The sequence below is a fragment of the Amycolatopsis sp. AA4 genome, from assembly GCF_002796545.1.
GTDB lineage: Bacteria > Actinomycetota > Actinomycetes > Mycobacteriales > Pseudonocardiaceae > Amycolatopsis.
The window spans coordinates 5,002,224-5,017,638 of record NZ_CP024894.1 but is presented as its reverse complement, the minus strand read 5'-3'; the positions used below and the strand labels follow the sequence as shown (position 1 = coordinate 5,017,638).

General features: G+C 69.7%; 17 protein-coding genes. 11 read left to right on the top strand and 6 right to left on the bottom strand.

Features of this window, described 5'->3' with window-relative positions:
- The first annotated feature begins 9 nt into the window (after positions 1-9).
- Positions 10-1,467 carry an MFS transporter gene (locus tag CU254_RS23225; RefSeq protein ID WP_009079891.1) on the top strand — a complete coding sequence of 486 codons (1,458 nt, stop codon included), beginning with the start codon at positions 10-12 and terminating at the stop codon, positions 1,465-1,467.
- Positions 1,464-2,750 (top strand): amidohydrolase family protein, encoded by a 1,287-nt coding sequence (locus tag CU254_RS23220; protein ID WP_009079889.1) that lies wholly within the window; start codon positions 1,464-1,466, stop codon positions 2,748-2,750. The genes CU254_RS23225 and CU254_RS23220 overlap by 4 nt, the downstream gene beginning before the upstream one ends.
- Before the next feature lie 13 nt (positions 2,751-2,763).
- Here CU254_RS23220 and CU254_RS23215 read toward each other — a convergent pair whose 3' ends face one another.
- Positions 2,764-3,288 carry a GNAT family N-acetyltransferase gene (locus CU254_RS23215; RefSeq protein ID WP_009079888.1) on the bottom strand — a complete coding sequence of 175 codons (525 nt, stop codon included), beginning with the start codon at positions 3,286-3,288 and terminating at the stop codon, positions 2,764-2,766.
- Between the two features lie 49 nt (positions 3,289-3,337).
- Here CU254_RS23215 and CU254_RS44270 point away from each other — a divergent pair, with 49 nt between their 5' ends.
- Complete coding sequence (locus CU254_RS44270; RefSeq protein ID WP_158688070.1) at positions 3,338-3,910, top strand: CGNR zinc finger domain-containing protein; 573 nt, start codon at positions 3,338-3,340, stop codon at positions 3,908-3,910.
- Between the two features lie 18 nt (positions 3,911-3,928).
- Here the strand turns inward: CU254_RS44270 and CU254_RS23205 are convergent, their stop codons facing one another.
- Positions 3,929-4,294 carry an IclR family transcriptional regulator C-terminal domain-containing protein gene (locus CU254_RS23205; RefSeq protein WP_050788258.1) on the bottom strand — a complete coding sequence of 122 codons (366 nt, stop codon included), beginning with the start codon at positions 4,292-4,294 and terminating at the stop codon, positions 3,929-3,931.
- On the opposite strand from CU254_RS23205, the gene CU254_RS43175 reads away from it, so the two are divergent.
- Positions 4,289-4,480 (top strand): hypothetical protein, encoded by a 192-nt coding sequence (locus CU254_RS43175; RefSeq protein ID WP_009079885.1) that lies wholly within the window; start codon positions 4,289-4,291, stop codon positions 4,478-4,480. The genes CU254_RS23205 and CU254_RS43175 overlap by 6 nt on opposite strands.
- Before the next feature lie 285 nt (positions 4,481-4,765).
- On the opposite strand, the gene CU254_RS23200 is transcribed toward CU254_RS43175, so the two are convergent.
- Entirely contained in the window at positions 4,766-5,479 is a 714-nt protein-coding gene (locus tag CU254_RS23200) for an ankyrin repeat domain-containing protein (protein ID WP_009079881.1), read from the bottom strand.
- Positions 5,480-5,570: 91 nt separating this feature from the next.
- Positions 5,571-6,539, bottom strand: coding sequence for a magnesium transporter CorA family protein (locus CU254_RS23195; protein WP_009079880.1), 969 nt, complete (start codon positions 6,537-6,539; stop codon positions 5,571-5,573).
- 268 nt (positions 6,540-6,807) lie between these two features.
- On the opposite strand from CU254_RS23195, the gene CU254_RS23190 reads away from it, so the two are divergent.
- The 7 genes from CU254_RS23190 (at position 6,808) to CU254_RS23170 (ending at position 13,736) form a co-directional block, all read left to right on the top strand.
- Positions 6,808-6,993, top strand: coding sequence for a CsbD family protein (locus CU254_RS23190; RefSeq protein WP_009079878.1), 186 nt, complete (start codon positions 6,808-6,810; stop codon positions 6,991-6,993).
- Between the two features lie 85 nt (positions 6,994-7,078).
- Complete coding sequence (locus tag CU254_RS43170; protein ID WP_158688069.1) at positions 7,079-7,246, top strand: hypothetical protein; 168 nt, start codon at positions 7,079-7,081, stop codon at positions 7,244-7,246.
- A 603-nt stretch (positions 7,247-7,849) separates the two neighbouring features.
- Positions 7,850-9,055 carry a sensor histidine kinase gene (locus tag CU254_RS23185; protein WP_050788257.1) on the top strand — a complete coding sequence of 402 codons (1,206 nt, stop codon included), beginning with the start codon at positions 7,850-7,852 and terminating at the stop codon, positions 9,053-9,055.
- A gap of 159 nt (positions 9,056-9,214) precedes the next feature.
- Positions 9,215-10,105 (top strand): sphingomyelin phosphodiesterase, encoded by an 891-nt coding sequence (locus CU254_RS43165; RefSeq protein WP_009079873.1) that lies wholly within the window; start codon positions 9,215-9,217, stop codon positions 10,103-10,105.
- Entirely contained in the window at positions 10,102-11,361 is a 1,260-nt protein-coding gene (locus CU254_RS23180) for an MFS transporter (RefSeq protein WP_009079871.1), read from the top strand. The genes CU254_RS43165 and CU254_RS23180 overlap by 4 nt, the downstream gene beginning before the upstream one ends.
- Before the next feature lie 370 nt (positions 11,362-11,731).
- Positions 11,732-13,228, top strand: a complete 1,497-nt coding sequence (locus tag CU254_RS23175; RefSeq protein WP_009079869.1) for an aldehyde dehydrogenase family protein — start codon at positions 11,732-11,734, stop codon at positions 13,226-13,228.
- A gap of 145 nt (positions 13,229-13,373) precedes the next feature.
- Positions 13,374-13,736 carry a helix-turn-helix transcriptional regulator gene (locus CU254_RS23170; RefSeq protein WP_158688066.1) on the top strand — a complete coding sequence of 121 codons (363 nt, stop codon included), beginning with the start codon at positions 13,374-13,376 and terminating at the stop codon, positions 13,734-13,736.
- 847 nt (positions 13,737-14,583) lie between these two features.
- On the opposite strand, the gene CU254_RS23165 is transcribed toward CU254_RS23170, so the two are convergent.
- Together CU254_RS23165 and CU254_RS23160 are read right to left on the bottom strand one after the other, a co-directional pair.
- A complete protein-coding gene (locus CU254_RS23165) occupies positions 14,584-14,796 on the bottom strand; it encodes a hypothetical protein (protein ID WP_009079865.1) in 213 nt (70 codons plus the stop codon).
- A gap of 48 nt (positions 14,797-14,844) precedes the next feature.
- Entirely contained in the window at positions 14,845-15,366 is a 522-nt protein-coding gene (locus tag CU254_RS23160; RefSeq protein WP_009079862.1) for a hypothetical protein, read from the bottom strand.
- Positions 15,367-15,415: the final 49 nt, after the last annotated feature.

Here is a 15,415-nt window from a genome sequence, read left to right as displayed (position 1 = left end):
GGAGCGGCGATGACCTCTTCGACCCCCCGTCTCGGCCGGCCAGGGCTGTCCGGTCCGCGGGCTTCCGCGGGCGGCGCCAGCCTGCGGTCCGTGGTCGGTTTCCTGATCTGCGTCGAGCTGGTCAGCGGCATGCTGCAGGGCTATTACGGACCTTTGCTCGCCGGTCTCGGCGCGAGCCTGCACGTCGGCGCCGGCCCGTTGAACTGGTTCGCCAGCGTGCAGTTGCTGGCCGCAGCCGTCTGTGTCCCGGTCTTCGCCGCGCTGGGCGACCACTTCGGACACCGGCGGCTGCTGAGCGTCGCGGTGTGGAGCGTGGCCGCCGGTTCGCTTCTGGTGGCGGTGGCCCCGGCTTACCCGGTGGTGTTGCTCGGGCGGGTGCTGCAAGGGCCGCTGGCCGCGTGGATCGCGCTCGAAATCGCTTTGGTGCGCGACAAATCGGCCGGGCCGCGGGCGAACCGCGCGATCGGCCTGCTGGCCGGTTCGCTCACCGCGGGCCTGGTCCTCGGCGGGCTCGTCAGCGGGCCGCTGGAAGCGCTGCTCGGCGGCCTGCGCCCGGCGCTGGTCGTGCCGGTCGTGCTGACCGCGGCGTGCGGCCTGGTCACGAAATTCCTCATCCCCGAATCGTCCGCGCGCGCTGTCCGGAAGATCGACTGGACCGGTGCGGCCGGCCTGTCGGTCGCGCTGACCCTGGTGCTGCTCGGCCTGTCGCAGGCGAGCCGGGCGGGCTGGGGCGCGGTTTCGACCTTGGCCGCGCTGGGCGGCGGGCTCGTCGTGCTTGCCGGCTGGGTCTGGTGGGAGCGGCGAGTGCCGGGGCCGCTCGTGGACATGCGGTTGTTCGCCAGCCGGGCGATGTGGCCCGCGATGCTCGCGACACTGCTGTTCGGCGTCTGCTTCTTCGGAAACCAGGTCCCGCTGGTCACCTTCCTCGCGACGAAACCCGAGGCGGCCGGGTACGGGTTCGGGCTGTCCGCCAAAGCGACGTCATTGGTGCTGGCGCTGAATTTCCTTGCCGCGGTGGCGGGTTCGGCGGTGTACGGCCGGATCGCGACCCGCGTGGGACCGCGCGGCGTCCTGTCGACCGGAATCGGGGTGTCCGCCGCGGGTTTCCTGAGCATGGCGCTCCTGCACCACACCCTCGGCGCGGTGCTGGCCGCGCTCGTCGCTACCGGGCTGGGCATGGGCCTCCTGCTGGCCGGGCTGCCCGCCTACATCTCGGGCACCGCGCCGGCCGACCAGGTCGGCATCGCCTCCGGGACCTACAGCACGGTCAAGGTGCTCGGCGGTTCCGTCGCCACGGCGGTCGTCGGCGCCCTGCTCTCCAGTTTCCTCTCCGGCGGGGCAGGCGGGCCCGCGGAGACCGGATACACGGTCGTCTGGGCCGTGTGCGCCGGCTGCGCCGCACTGGGCCTGCTGGTGCTGGCGCTGGCCTGGACCCGGCGCGAAAACCCCGCTCCCATCGAGAAATGAGGACCCCTTCCATGCCGAACGGCGGGACCATCCGACTGGTCAACGTGCGGATCATCGACGGCACCGGCGCCGCGCCGGTCGAACGCGGCGAAATCGTCGCCGCCGACGGGCGGCTGACCTATGTCGGCCCGCGGCGGGAACACCCCGTCGGCGCGACCCCGGTGCACACCGTCGACGGCGGCGGCCGCACCGTGCTGCCCGGATTCTTCGACACCCACGTCCACGTCACTCTGTCCATTGAGGACGGTCCGCGCGCGATCATCGCCGATTCCGGCAGCTACGCGGCCTACAAGACCGCGCAACGCCTCCGCGCGACGCTCGACGCGGGCATCACCACGATCCGCGATCTGGGCGGCCTCGACCACGGCACCCAGCGCGCGCTCGCCGAGGGCCTGATCACCGGCCCCCGCGCCCGGATCGCGGTCGCCGTGCTGTCGCCGACCGGCGGGCACGCCGACATGACCCTGCCCAACGGCCGCGCGATGCCGATGGCGGAGGGTTCCGGGCTCGGCGTCGTGGACACCGACGACGACGTGGTCACCGTGGTGCGCAGGCTGATCCGGTCCGGTGCCGACGTGATCAAGGTGTGCACGACCGGCGGGGTGTCGAGTCCCACCGACCAGCCGGACGACCTCGGGATCACCGCACGGCAGATCGCGCTGATCCGCGGCGAGCTCGACCGGCACTCCCGGCCGCGGCAGATCGCCGCGCACGCACAGGGAACCGCCGGGATCCTCGCGGCGATCCGCGGCGGCGTCGACAGCGTCGAGCACGGGTACGAGATCGACGAGGAAGGCATCGATCTCATGCTGGAGAAGGGAACCTGGCTGGTCCCGACGCTCAGCGCGGCCCTGCGCGTGCCGGACCCGGCGCTCGTTCCGCCGTACCTGTACGAAAAGAAGGTCCGGTGGTCGGCGAAGGCGCGGGAGAACGTCGCGAAAGCCTTCGCCGCCGGGGTCAAGGTCGCGCTCGGCACCGACGTCGGCGTGTGCCCGCACGGCCGGAACCTGCTGGAACTGGCGCACATGGTGGAACTGGGCATGTCGCCGTCGGACGCGATCGTGGCGGGCACCGCCAACGCCGCCCGGCTGCTCGGCCTGTCCGACGAGCTCGGCACTCTGGAAGCGGGCAAACTCGCCGACCTCGTGGCGGTGTCGGGCGATCCGCTGAAGGACATCTCCCTGCTCGCCGACCCGGACGCGATCGAACTCGTGATCAAGGAAGGCTCGGTGGTCAAGGACCTCCTTCCGGCGGAACCGGTCGGCGCCGTCCGCAGCGCGTGACAGCCGGTTCTCGCTAACCGGGCGCGTCCGCCGCGCCGGGACGGACCGTCTTGACGTACCGGTGGACCGGGACAGCCACGGTGCCCCGCCGGGTCGGAGCTTGGTGGACGACCGGCCCGGCGTCGCGCCAGCCCGACCGTTCGTAGAGGCGCCGGGCCGTGGCGTTGGCGGGCACGACCGCCAGCCACGCTTCCCGGTGCGTCTGCGCGATCAGGCGTTCGGCGGCCTCGAGCAAGGCGGACCCGACCCCCATGCCGCGCGCGGACCGGTCCACCGCGAGCTGGATGACCTCGCCGTCGGAGGTCCCGACGATGACCAGCCCCAGCAGGTCTGATCCGCCGTTGTCGGCGACCAGCGTCGTGTCCAGGCGGTCGGCCGCGAAACTGGCGAAGTGCCGGGAATCGCGCGCCGCCATGAGTTCGTCCGGCACGCGGCCGCGGTGGCCGTCGAGCCACGCGGCCTCCCACACCGCGGCTATCCGAGGCAGGTCGGCCGGTTCCGCCGCACGCACGACCGGCGCGGACGAGGTACGCGTCATGGGACTGCCTTCCGTCGATAAGCGTCACTGGCGTAAGCTCAATACGCCAGTGACGCTACTGAACGGGAAGGCTGGCGAGCAAGTGCGCCTGGACGCCTACGCCGACACCGGGCTGACGGTCGCGGTCGAGCTCGTCAACCGCCTCGTCCTGCACCCGGACACCGACAAGTCGGTGGCGCTGGCCGAAATCCTCGCTGTCGACCCTCCGTCCGCGGCGCACCTGACCGACCGGGACACACCCGAATTCGCCGCGCTGGCGAACGAATTGCGGCTGGTGCTCGACTCCCTGCGCACCGCCGACGAAGACCACGCCGCGGTCCGCCTCAACAAGCTGCTTTCCGCCCACCCCGCGCACCCGCATCTGGCCCTTGAGGACGGTCGCTGGCGGCTGCACCACCACCCGGCGGAAACGGCCTTGGTGCCGATGTGGTCGGCGATCTGCGCGGAAGCCCTCGCCCGGTTCCTCGCCAACGGCCACGCCCGCCGCATCGGCGCGTGCGAGGCACCGGGCTGCGGACTGCTGTTCGTCGACACCACCCGAAACCGCATCCGCCGCTTCTGTTCCACCGCGTGCCAGGACCGGGTCAAGACCGCCGCGGCGCGCCGCCGAGCCCGGGACTGAAACCGAGCGAGACGGTGGTCAAGGCACCCCCGCCGAAGAGCGCATCGCGCTGATCGTCTTGGTGATCCGGTGGCTGACCATCGCCAGCAGCCCGGCGTACTTGTCCACATCAGCCCGGAACGTCGGCGCGGTGATGGACAGGGCTCCGGTGGTGAAGCCGGTCGCCCCGGTCAACGGGATGGCGACGCTGGCGTAACCGACGCGGGTCTGCTCGTACTCGACCGCATAACCGTTCGCCTTGGCCCGCGCCAGTTCGTTCAGCAGGACGCCGGGTGCGTTGACCGTGTGCGGCGTGCGACGTTCGAGCGGCGACGCGAGCACTTCCTCGACCAGGTTCCGCGGGCCGAACGCGAGCAGCACCTTGCCGGTCGCCGTGCAGTGCATCGGCATCCGCCCGGCGACCCGGGACGGGCCAGCGGGTCGCTGCTCGAATCGACCGGCACTGGGGTCTCGATCGCGGTGTACCTGGCGGCCGCGTCGGCCGTCAGTTTCGCCGCCGGGTTCCTGATCCGGCCCGGGCGGCCCGGTCTCCGTGTCGATCCGCCCGGCCGCCAGCGGCCCGCGAACTGAAGCCGGTATGCCTGAGCATCGCGGCGAACGGCGGCGCGGGATTCCTGGCCGAGGCAGGCGTCCGGGTGCGCGTGCCCGGACGCCTGCCGAGTCCTTTGCAGACGACGACGCGACGGAACTGTTCGCTTGCCGATTCTGCCTGTACGGCCCGGTGAACGAGATCGCGGCGCGGCTGGCCGAACTGACCCGCTCCGGCGTCTCGGGGTTCTGCTGCCCGCTGCCGCCGTCGTGGCGGTCGCGGAGGGTGGGGCGGGGCGAGATTCGCTTCGCCAGCCGGTCCCCGTCTCAGTCCGCGGTGTCGGCAGCGGCGCGCAAACCCAGTCCGGTCAGCCACTCGATCAGGTTCGCGCGCTGGGTGCCGTCGGTCGATGCCGCGTCGATCAGGGTGCCACGGCCGTAATCGGGCGTGAACGTCACGTCGGCGCCAAGCCCGACGAGACGTTCGGCCGCCCGTCGCTGCCCGCCCGCGCAGGCATGCCACAAAGCCTGATCGAGCGCGTCCTGTGCGGGGGCACTGCCGGCGATCAGCTCTTCCATCCGGTCGAGCAGGCCGAGCGCGGCGGCGTGCCACAGTTTCTCGACCCGCGCACCGCGTTCCACCAGAAGGCGTGCGACATTCCAGCAGGCGTAGCCGATCGCGTTGTCGAGCGGCGTGCCGATCGATCCGTCGGACGCTTCGAGGTCCGCGCCCGCGTCGATCAGCACTCGCGCGACGGCCGCGTCGTCGCTGCTGGCCGTCCAATGCAGGGGAGACTCGCCGCCGTCCGGGCGCGCGTTGACGTCGGCACCGGCGGCGATCAGCAGTTCCGCGATGCGCGGCCCGTTGGGGAAGTAACCCGGCCAGTCGCTGACGACGTGCAGCGGCGTGCGCCCGCGGGCTGGCCCGCCCAGCCGGCAGGCGGCCAGTTCGGGATCCGCGCGCAGCAACTCCGAGAGCCGGTCTGTGTCGCCTTCGCGGATGGCGAGGAAGATACTCAGCTGGTCCTCGTCCGTCGGCATCGCGCCTCCTCTCCGCAGCCGGGCGTCGGATTGAGGCTACTCGCCCGCGGATGCCGTCGGCCGCCGAGCGGCGGGGAAGCGATAACGCGGGCTACAGCCAGTCCCGTTTCTTGAAGGACACATACAGGGCGGCGGAAAGAATGACGATGACCAGTGTGGACGTCCAGAAACCGGCTGTGGTCTGGAAACCGGGATAGGGCACGTTTTGGCCGTAGAAGCCGGTGACGGCGGTCGGGATGGCGATGATGGCCGCCCAGCTGGTGACTTTCTTCATGATCGTGTTGAGCCGGTTGCCCTGGATGTTCAGCTGTGTTTCCCGGATCGTGGTGACCAGGTCGCGCAGCGATTCCGTCCATTCCGACGCGCGCAGCACGTGGTCGTAGATGTCCTGGAAGTAGGGCTGCAGTTCGGCGTCGACGAGGTGCATGTCGCGGCGCATGACCGTGTTGACGACCTCGCGCATCGGGAGGACGACGCGCCGGATCCGCACGAGGCTTTTGCGCAGCGCGAACGAGCGCCGCTGCATGTCGGCGTAGCGGGGGCGTTCGTCGAACACGAGATCTTCGAGTTCCTCGATCTGCTCGTCGAGCGCTTGCACCACCTCGAAATGACCGTCGACGATGTGGTCGAGCAGTCCGTGCAGCAGGAATCCGACGCCGTTTTTCGCCAGGTCCGCGGCCGAGTCCCAGCGGGCGACGACCGCGTCGATCGGGAAGTTCTCGTCTTTGCGGACGGTGACCAGGGCCTGACCGGTGATGAAGGCGGCGAGTTCCGACACGAGCAGCGTCCCGTCGGCGCCGAGCGCGGCCGAGTAGGCGGTCAGGAAGGAGTGGGAGTCGTACCGGTCGAGTTTCGCGCGCTGGTGTTCGTGCACGGCGTCTTCGACCGCGAGCGGGTGCAGGCCGAGTTCTTCGCTGATGGCCGCCAGGTCTTCCTCGGTCGGAGCGCAGAAGTCCAGCCATACCGTCGTTTCGGGGTCGGCGAGGTAGTCGGAGACGTCCGCGACCGGGATCCCTTCGGCCGCGAGCACTCCGTGGCGGTACACCCGCGTGCGTGCCATGACGGGCCCCGCTCAGACGGAGAGCGCCCGGCGACCGGCAAGGGCACGGGAAGATGTCGCGGCGTTCAGCACTTCAGCAGCTCCAGACGGATCGTCGAACCGGCCCGGTCACGGCGACCGGACCTCTGGCGACCCTCCCCGAGAGTTGCTGTGAGGACACTGAGAACGGGGCGGCCTGGTGGGGCGAAGCGAGGTTTCGGCGCGGAGCCGGCGGGAAACACTGCCGCATGCCCGGACCGCAGTGGTTCGGCGACGAAAGGATCCCGCGATGAGTGTCGGCGACAAGGCCCGGAACAAGGCAGAAGAGCTGAAAGGCCGGGCCAAGGAAACCGTCGGCAAGGCGACCGGCAACGAGCAGTGGGAAGCCGAAGGCAAAGCCGAGCAGGGCAAAGGGAATCTGAAGCAAGCCGGGGAAAAGGTCAAGGACGCGGTCGAAGGCGTCGTCGGCAAGTGACGTCCGGCCCGCGACCGCAAGGATTGTCGCGGCCCCGCCGCTGCCGTTCGCTGACGTGCGGCCGAATCAACCGGGAGAAGAGAACATGCTGGCATTGCTGGGTTTGCTGTTGGTGATCTGGGTCGCGTGCATCGTGGTCGGGATCGCGGTGAAGGGATTGTTCTGGCTGCTGATCATCGGCGCGATCCTGTTCGTCGCCACCGCCGCGGTCGGTTTCGTGAAACGCGAAGCACTCGGGCGCGGCAAGGGCTGATCCCGCCTCGTCGGCCCCGCTCGCGCCGCGTTCCGGTCCAGAGTGGAGGTTCAGGACGGAGGGGCCCCGACGGCGCACGGCGTCGGGGCCGCCGCGGTACCAGCCCCTCTAGCGGTCGGGTGCCGAAGGAAGGCCTCCCGCGCTTGCCGGGCGGGATTCCGTGCGCGGAACAGCGACGAGCAGGCCCTCGTCGCGCCGGTCTGTCGAAGCTTGCTGCGCGGTCGAAGCACGAAGTCGCTGACCTGAGAAGAGGGCTCCGGGTGCTCCCGGGAAGGCGTCCCCACGGGTTTGTCAGGCTTCTGAGCTGCGGGTCTGTGCTGCCGGGTGTTCGCCCTGCGGTTCGGTGCGGACTCTGCGACGGCAGCGACCAGGGTGCTCCGTTTCGCAGGCCGTACGGCTTCTCGGGCCTGCGTGCGGATTCTGGTGGTGCTGCGGCCGCGATCATCGTCGTCTCTTGCCCGTCCGGCAGGGTCCGCCAGCCGCCGACCGGCGTGTCTTCAGCCGATTCCGGTCACCCGGAAGGATGATCCGATTCGTCCGGACGGCACCGGCGTGGTTAGCATCGCGCGCCAGCATGGCTGGCGAAGGAGGACAGGACACCAGGTGAACCGCTTCCCGTGGCCGGTGCTGGGCAAGGCTCGTTACTGGCGGACCGTCCGCATCGGCGGCCGGGCGTTCCTGCTCGCCGCGGCCGCGATTTTCGGGGTCGTCATCAGCGGGGTCGTCACGCCGGGCACGGCGAAGGTCTTCGTGGAGACTTCCGACCTTGAGCTGTCCGCCTGGTATGCCGGGCTGATTCTGCTGCAGACGCTGATCTGCCTGCACGGGCTGGTGTTTCGCGCGGCCGGGATGTCGTTCCGGCAGACGTGGCCGCTGACTGTGCTGAGCACGCTGATCGCGGCTGTCGTCGCGATCGCCTTTCACGCCGTGCAGATGCCCTCGGGTTCCATCTCCATGGTCGGTCTGCTCTTGCTCATTCTGGTCCGCAGCGAGTGGGTCTGGGCAGTCGCGTTCGGCATCGGTCTTTTCACGATCGGACTGCTCTGGTGGTGGTCGTTGCCCGAATCGGTGCAGCCGGACGATTACGCGATCGCGCAGGGAGCGGTCTTCGGGATCGTCGGTGCGATCGCAGTGCGGGCCACCTCGTGGCTGGCCATCCGCACGGCCGAACTCGCCGCGGCGAACGCCGAGATCGCGCGGCTGACCGTGCACCAGGAACGCACCCGGATTTCCCGGGACCTGCACGACCGGCTCGGCCACAATCTCGTGTCGATCATGCTGCGCACGGAACTCGCGGAGCGGCTCGCGGCGGCGGACCGCCTCCAGTCCGAACGGGAAAGCCGGGCCGCGCACCGGCTGGCGCGGCAGACCCTGCAGGACATGCGCAACATCGCGCACGGCACCCTGGTCGCCGACCTGGACGCCGAACTCGCGGCGGCGATCGACCTGCTGGAGTCGCGCGGAGCCGTCTGCCAGATCAGGATCGGCGAACAGCCCGAGGGCGCGGCCGCCGAAGTGCTGGCCTGGGTGCTCCGGGAATCCGTGACGAACATCCTGCGCCACAGCCAGCCCGTGAACTGCACGCTGGAGCTGGTCCGGATCGGGGACCGGTTCGAGTTCATGATCGGCAACGACGGCCTGCTCTCCTCGGAGTCGGTGGCGCCGGGGCACGGGCTGGGCGGCATCGCCGAGCGGGTCGAGCGGATCGGCGGGACGTGCAGCGCGGAAAGCACCGGCGACCGCTTCGTGCTTCGCGTGACGCTTCCGGCGATCAGCCCGGTGCCGGAGGATGCGCCGGCGGACGAATGAGAGCGCTCGCGCCCGGCGTTCACGGCGAGCACACCCGCGCCTCACCCAGAGGGGTGTCGCACGGAGAAAAACTTGAAGCAGATTCACGTTTTATCTACGGTGTGGTTCTGCGGCCCAGTGCGGGGCCGCGCTTCGAGCCAGGCGGGAGGCGTGCATCCGATGCTTCGTCTACTGACATTCAACGTGCTGCAGCTTCCGCTGATCTCGGCTTCGCCTCGCGGCTGGCTCCGGGCGGGCTGGGCCGCCGAAGCCGTGCGCGCCGTCGATCCGGACGTCGTCGTGCTGAACGAGGCGTTCAGCCTCTCGTCCGCCGGGCGGCTGGCCTCGCGGCTGAAGCGGCACGGCTATCACGCGTCGCCCCAGATCGGCGCGCTTCGGGGCCGGCGCGAATGGGACGGGGCGGTGCCTCCGGTCTCGCCGCTGCGCACGCTGGTGGGCGGCGGGGTCCGGGTGCTGAGCCGGTACCCGATCCGGTGGTGCGGCCAGCATCTGTACAGCGCGGTCCACCGGAAAACCCAAGACGCGTTGTGCGCGAAGGGGGTCGCGCTGGCGGAACTGGACACGCCGGACGGCCGGGTGTGGCTGGCCGCGACCCATCTGCAGGCCGACGAGCCGCCGACGCCGCTGTCCGCGACACGTGCGGTACGCCTGGAACAGCTGAAAGAACTGCGCGAGTTCGTCTCGCGGACGGCACCGCCGGATGCGCCCGTTCTGCTGGTCGGGGATCTGAACGTCGAGTACTACGCGGCGGACGCGCGCGGCGTTCCCGGCGAGCGCGGCCAGGATCACGCCGACGCGGCCGAGGCGGTCGGCGGACGTCTCGAACCGGACAGCGACATGCACGAGCACACGTTCGACAGCGCGAGCAACCGCCTCGTGGCGCGCTCCCAGCCGGGCTATCGCAATGTGCTGGACTATGTGGGCTCGATCAACGAGAACGGCCTGCGGCCGGTCCCGCACATCACCACCCGCACCGTCCCGTTCCGGCCCCGCCAGCCCGCGAGCGACCACTTTCCGGTGCTGGCCAACGTGACACTGGGGCCGGCATGACCGCGGGCGTGGCGGAAACCGGCGGCCGGTCCGCTTTGGACGAACCGGTCCGCCCGGCCGGTCGCGTGTGGACGGTCTGCTGGGCGTTCGCGAACCTGGGGCTGTTCCTCGCCAACTACGGCACGCAGCAGATCTTGCTGCCGCGGCAGACCAACGCGATCGCCGGCGAAGGGAACGCCGCGGTCGTCGCGCAGAGCTGGGCCAACGCCTGCGCCGCGCTGGTGACTGTGGTCGTTTCGATTCTGGTCGGAGCGCTGTCGGACCGCACCCTGCACCGCACCGGCCGGCGGCAGGTGTGGATCCTGTACGGCGTCGTGCTGTCCGCCGTCGCGTTCGTGTTCCAGGGGTTGCAGCACGGCATCGTCGGCGTCGTCATCGGCTGGGCGCTCTTCACGGCAGGATCCTCCGCCGTCATGGTCGCGTTGTCCGCGGCGGTGCCGGACGATGTGCCGGTCAACCAGCGGGGCCGGGTCTCCGGCTATTACGCGGTGGGCACCGCGGTCGGCCCGTTGCTCGGGGTCGCGGTGGTGACCTTCCTGTTCACCGGAGTCTTGGACGCCTACGTCGGATTGGCTTTGCTGCTGTTGCTGTGTGTGCTTCCGTTCGGTCTTCGCGTCCGCGGAACGCCGTTGCGGCGAGCGGAACGTCCTCCGCTGGCTCTCCGCGCTGTTCTCGTCGGCATTTTCGCGCCGCTGCGCAGCGCGGATTTCGCCTGGGCGTGCGGACAGCGGGCGCTGATCAACCTGTCGAACGCACTCGCCCAGATCTTCCTGTACCAGTACCTGAAAGACGAGGTGCACGTCGATCCCGACTTCGGCACTCTGATCCTGATGGTGTGCTACACGGCCAGCATCGTGGTCGTCGCGATTCCGGTGGGCCGCGGTTCGGACCGCAGCGGGAAGCGCAAACGGGTGGTCGTGTGGTCTTCGGCCGTCCAGGGCGCGGCAGCGCTGGTCCTCGCTTTCGTGCACACCATGCCTGCCGCGATCCTGGGCGCGTCGCTTCTCGGAATCGGCTACGGCGCTTACCTTTCCGTCGACCAGGCTCTGGTCACGCAGGTGCTGCCGCGCTCCGAAGACCGCGGCAAGGATCTCGGTGTGCTGCAGCTCGCGAGCGCGCTGCCGTCGATCGCCGCCGCGGCTGTCGGCGGGGTCCTCATCACCTCCCCGGGCGGTTTCCCGTCGTTGTTCGTCGCCTCCGCGGTCACCGGATTGGCCGCCGCGTTCTGTGTGCTGCCGATCCGGAGCGTTTCCTGAGTTCGGGCCTGACCGCGCTGGCGGCGGCCGGGAGATATTCACGAGTTTTCGCTCTGCGGTGACATGGCTCGCCGATTCGGGCAGCCTGGAAGTACGCCCGCCGGTCGAACTGCTTTTCTCCGCTCGGGGAGCTGAGCATTCGGGGCGACCGGGCAGTCCGGCCGATGCGCGTGCCCCCAGCCGCGCATCGGCCGGGCACCCGCCCTGGCCGCCGGGCGAATGCGATCGGCTCCTGGTGACAATGCAGCCGAGAATTCCGGTATGCGGCGAGGATGAAATTTTGCCCCTCTTTTCCCGGAGCGCCGGGAAACTGTTGGCAATCTGTCAGCGGCTTCGTAGCCTGGGGATCCACCGAGACGGGGAGGTGTCGATGACTGCGGTCCAGCCGGATCCGGCGCAGGTCGGCGAGACGTTCGATTCGCTCAGCCCGGCCACCGACGAGGTCGTCGGGACCTATCCGGTGCACGCGGCCGAGCAGGTCAGCGCCGCTGTGGAGCGGGCGAGGGCGGCCGCGGGCTGGTGGGACGGCCTCGGTTTCGCCGGGCGCGCGGAACGGTTGCGGCGCTGGAAGGGCGTGCTGACCCGGCGGCTGCCGCAGTTGTGCCAGGTGGTGCGCGACGAGACCGGCAAGCCGATCGCGGACGCGCAGCTGGAGAGCGTTTTGGCGATCGAGCACATCGCGTGGGCGGCGAAGAACGCCCGCGAGGTGCTGGGCAAGCGGAGTCGCACGCCGGGGTTGTTGACGATGAATCACTCGGCCACGGTCGAGTACGTGCCGTTGGGCGTGGTCGGCGTGATCGGGCCGTGGAATTATCCGGTGTTCACTCCGCTGGGTTCGATCGCGTACGCGCTGGCGGCGGGCAACGCGGTGGTGTTCAAGCCGAGCGAGTACACCCCGGGTGTCGGGAAGTGGCTGGTGGACGCGTTCGCCGAGATCGTGCCTGAGCAGCCGGTGCTGCAGCTGGTGACCGGGTTCGGCGAGACCGGGGCGGCGCTGGTGGGTTCCGGGGTGGACAAGATCGCGTTCACCGGTTCGACCGGGACGGGCAAGAAGATCATGGCGGCTGCCGCGGACACGCTGACGCCGGTGGTGATCGAGGCGGGCGGCAAGGACGCGCTGCTGGTCGACGCGGACGCGGACCTGGAAGCGGCGGCGGACGCGACTGTGTGGGGCGCGTTCTCGAACTCGGGGCAGACCTGCATCGGCGTGGAGCGGGTGTACGTGCACGAGCGGGTGGCCGAGGAGTTCGTGGCGAAGGTGGTGGGGAAGGCGAAGCACGTGCGCGCGGGTTCGGACGAGGACGCGCAGTACGGGCCGATCACCATGCCCTCGCAGCTGTCGGTGATCCGCCGGCACATCGCCGACGCGCTCGCGCGCGGCGGGAAGGCGCTGGTCGGCGGGGTGGACAGCGTCGGCGACCGGTATGTGCAGCCGACGGTGCTGGTCGACGTGCCGGAGGACTCCGAGGCGGTGCGGGAGGAGACGTTCGGCCCGACGGTGACGATCGCGCGGGTGCGGGACATGGACGAGGCGGTGGAGAAGGCCAACGCGACCAAGTACGGCCTGGGTTCCACGGTGTTCTCGCGGGCGCGCGGGGCGGAGCTGGCGTCGCGGTTGCGGGCGGGCATGACCGCGGTGAACGCGCCGTTGTCGTTCGCGGGCATCGCGTCGCTGCCTTTCGGCGGGGTCGGCGATTCCGGGTTCGGCCGGATCCACGGCCCGGAGGGGCTGCGCGAGTTCGCCCGCCCGAAGGCGGTGGCCCGGCAGCGGTTCACCGCGCCGCTCACGCTCACCTCCTTCTCCCGCAAGGAATCCACGGACGCGCTGGTCGCCAAGCTGGTCACCGTCCTGCACGGCAAGCGCTGACGAGAGACCGACGCAGGCAGCGGGCCAGGGCTCCTGGTCTCCGCCGTGCCGGAAGCCGAGTGGTGAGGAGAAAAGCAGAGTGCGGGTCCGGGAAGACACGAAGAATTTTGGTCCGGCGCTGCGGAAAGCGGTGCCCGGCACAGAAATGCCAGGAGGCTTCGTCGCCGCCTATCTGGTTGCCGGCGAAGCCGCTGTGGTCGCGGCGAATGCGCTCCACTCGGCGGGGTTGTCCGTCGAACCGCATCGCGGCGGGCCCAGCCAGATCCCGCGATACTCGATTACCGGCTCCCGCAGGCAGGAAAGAGCGGACGCGCACCACCTTTCCGTGCGAGAGCGGCAGATCGTGGCGTTGATCGCCGTCGGCGGGGACAACCAGTCGATCGCCCGGGAATTGGGCGTGTCCGTCGACACGATCAAGGCCCACGTGCGCAAAATCTTGTCCAAAATGGGCGCGCGGAACCGTTCGCACGCAGTGCACATCGCCCATGAATGGGACATCCTGCGGTGACTCCCGGCCGGTCCGATCGGGGTCGAGTGAGTGGTCTCGTCGCGGTCGATCGGAAGGACCGTGGTGTTTTATTCGGTTGCCGGGCAGGTTCACGGGTCCTGGTCATGGCGGAACCAGTCGGTGAATACCCCGATTTTGCTTGAGTTTCGGTCCTGATCGACGTGGCGGAGGCTCGGAACCTGGGGGCGTCCAGCTTCGCTGTCGTCGACTCGTGCGCCGATCTTCCCTGCTTCGAGCGGCGACCGGAGGTGTCCCGGTAACACCCGGCCATCTTTCGCCGGACAAGGCGTACCCCGCGGGGCGGATCGGGCGCTCGACCGCGAGCTGGTCCGAGATGGTGCGGAACGACCTCGTCGTTTCCCGCGACCTGACGGCCCTCGAGTGATTCGTGCCGTTGCCCGGGGAGAGCCGATTTCCCCGAAAGGGTGGGGTGCCTGGGGCGCTTGCCGTTCCCGGCTGAACCTGGCGGCAAGATGTCGCGGCCGCACGAGCGACGTTTGCCTCCCTGAGGAATTTTGACCCGCCGGGGCCTGGCATGCGCTCGGGAAGCTCTGTCGCGCGGTGGATTTCGAGGGGGTCTCGAAGTGCGCGGGCGGCACAGACCGCCTGCGCACTCCTGCCCGCCGAGCGCTGGGACCCGTCCTCGCCCGCGATATTCGCCTGCCCAGGCCGGCGATCGGCGCTCTCGGCCTCTTCGCGATGGCTGGTGCGCACGCGCCCGCACCAGCCATCGCGATTTCCTCGTGCACCCCGAACCAGTCGCGAGGCCGCCCCGTCCGAATCCGTCGTAGCGGACGGCTTCGGACGGGGCGGCGGGTCGCGCGGCTGCTCCGGCAGGGGACGACGGTCAGGAGACCTTGATGGGGTCCGGGTCCCCGGGCTGGATGGGGGGATCCTCATGGGTGGGGTCGCCCGAGCCCGCCACGTTGATCAGGCTGGGGGCATTGGATCCCAGGCCGGTCCCCGCCGCGTGCGCGGCCGTGGTCCCGACGGTGGCGACCGCGGCGGCGGCGAGTGCTGCCCCGGCGGCGATTTTAACGAGCAGTTTCCGGTCGGTCACGGGTTACTCCTTCTGTATGGTTGTCCGGCAGAAGAACCAGGTCGTTCGTCAGCCGATTTTCTCATTGTCGTCCACCTGGAGAGTCAGGCCGTCCATAATTCCCTCCGGGTCCACGTCAGGGTCAAGCCTGCGCTGATCCTGGAGAGTCACCTCTTCGATGACGGACCCCATGGGAATGTTCTGGCCCGCGGCGTGATTTCCGAGAGCTTCGCTGAAGTCCTCCACGTCGTACACCGTCCCGCGGCCCTGATGGCCCTGATTGACCAGCCTGAAATGAAACCGGTGCGTTTCGCCGCGCGGAGTCCGGTACCTGGCGACCATGAAAGTCTGCCAGTCGGGCGGCAGGACGGCGATCAGGCTCGAATCGTCGGGATCGAAAGACCAGTGGCACAGCTCATCGGGATCGGTGCCCGCGCCCGCGCTCGGAGCGAAGACGGCCAGGGCTCCTCCGATCAGCGTGACCGATACGGTCCCGGTCAGGGAGTCAGCGCTGACTTGACCGCCGGTGGAGGTGTCTCGGTCTTTCCGTCGCGTCGTAACATTTTTTAAGGATTGCCATTGAGTCTCCATTGTTCATGCGTGCGGTGCACTCAGCTTGGGAACGACTCTTCTACGGTGC

Coding starts and splice junctions, on each gene's coding strand:
- CU254_RS23225 (WP_009079891.1), top strand. CDS start 10: ATGACCTCTTCGACCCCCCGTCTCGGCCGGCCAGGGCTGTCCGGTCCG.
- CU254_RS23220 (WP_009079889.1), top strand. CDS start 1,464: ATGAGGACCCCTTCCATGCCGAACGGCGGGACCATCCGACTGGTCAAC.
- CU254_RS23215 (WP_009079888.1), bottom strand. CDS start 3,288: ATGACGCGTACCTCGTCCGCGCCGGTCGTGCGTGCGGCGGAACCGGCC.
- CU254_RS23205 (WP_050788258.1), bottom strand. CDS start 4,294: ATGCACTGCACGGCGACCGGCAAGGTGCTGCTCGCGTTCGGCCCGCGG.
- CU254_RS23200 (WP_009079881.1), bottom strand. CDS start 5,479: ATGCCGACGGACGAGGACCAGCTGAGTATCTTCCTCGCCATCCGCGAA.
- CU254_RS23195 (WP_009079880.1), bottom strand. CDS start 6,539: ATGGCACGCACGCGGGTGTACCGCCACGGAGTGCTCGCGGCCGAAGGG.
- CU254_RS23190 (WP_009079878.1), top strand. CDS start 6,808: ATGAGTGTCGGCGACAAGGCCCGGAACAAGGCAGAAGAGCTGAAAGGC.
- CU254_RS43170 (WP_158688069.1), top strand. CDS start 7,079: ATGCTGGCATTGCTGGGTTTGCTGTTGGTGATCTGGGTCGCGTGCATC.
- CU254_RS43165 (WP_009079873.1), top strand. CDS start 9,215: ATGCTTCGTCTACTGACATTCAACGTGCTGCAGCTTCCGCTGATCTCG.
- CU254_RS23180 (WP_009079871.1), top strand. CDS start 10,102: ATGACCGCGGGCGTGGCGGAAACCGGCGGCCGGTCCGCTTTGGACGAA.
- CU254_RS23175 (WP_009079869.1), top strand. CDS start 11,732: ATGACTGCGGTCCAGCCGGATCCGGCGCAGGTCGGCGAGACGTTCGAT.
- CU254_RS23170 (WP_158688066.1), top strand. CDS start 13,374: ATGCCAGGAGGCTTCGTCGCCGCCTATCTGGTTGCCGGCGAAGCCGCT.
- CU254_RS23160 (WP_009079862.1), bottom strand. CDS start 15,366: ATGGAGACTCAATGGCAATCCTTAAAAAATGTTACGACGCGACGGAAA.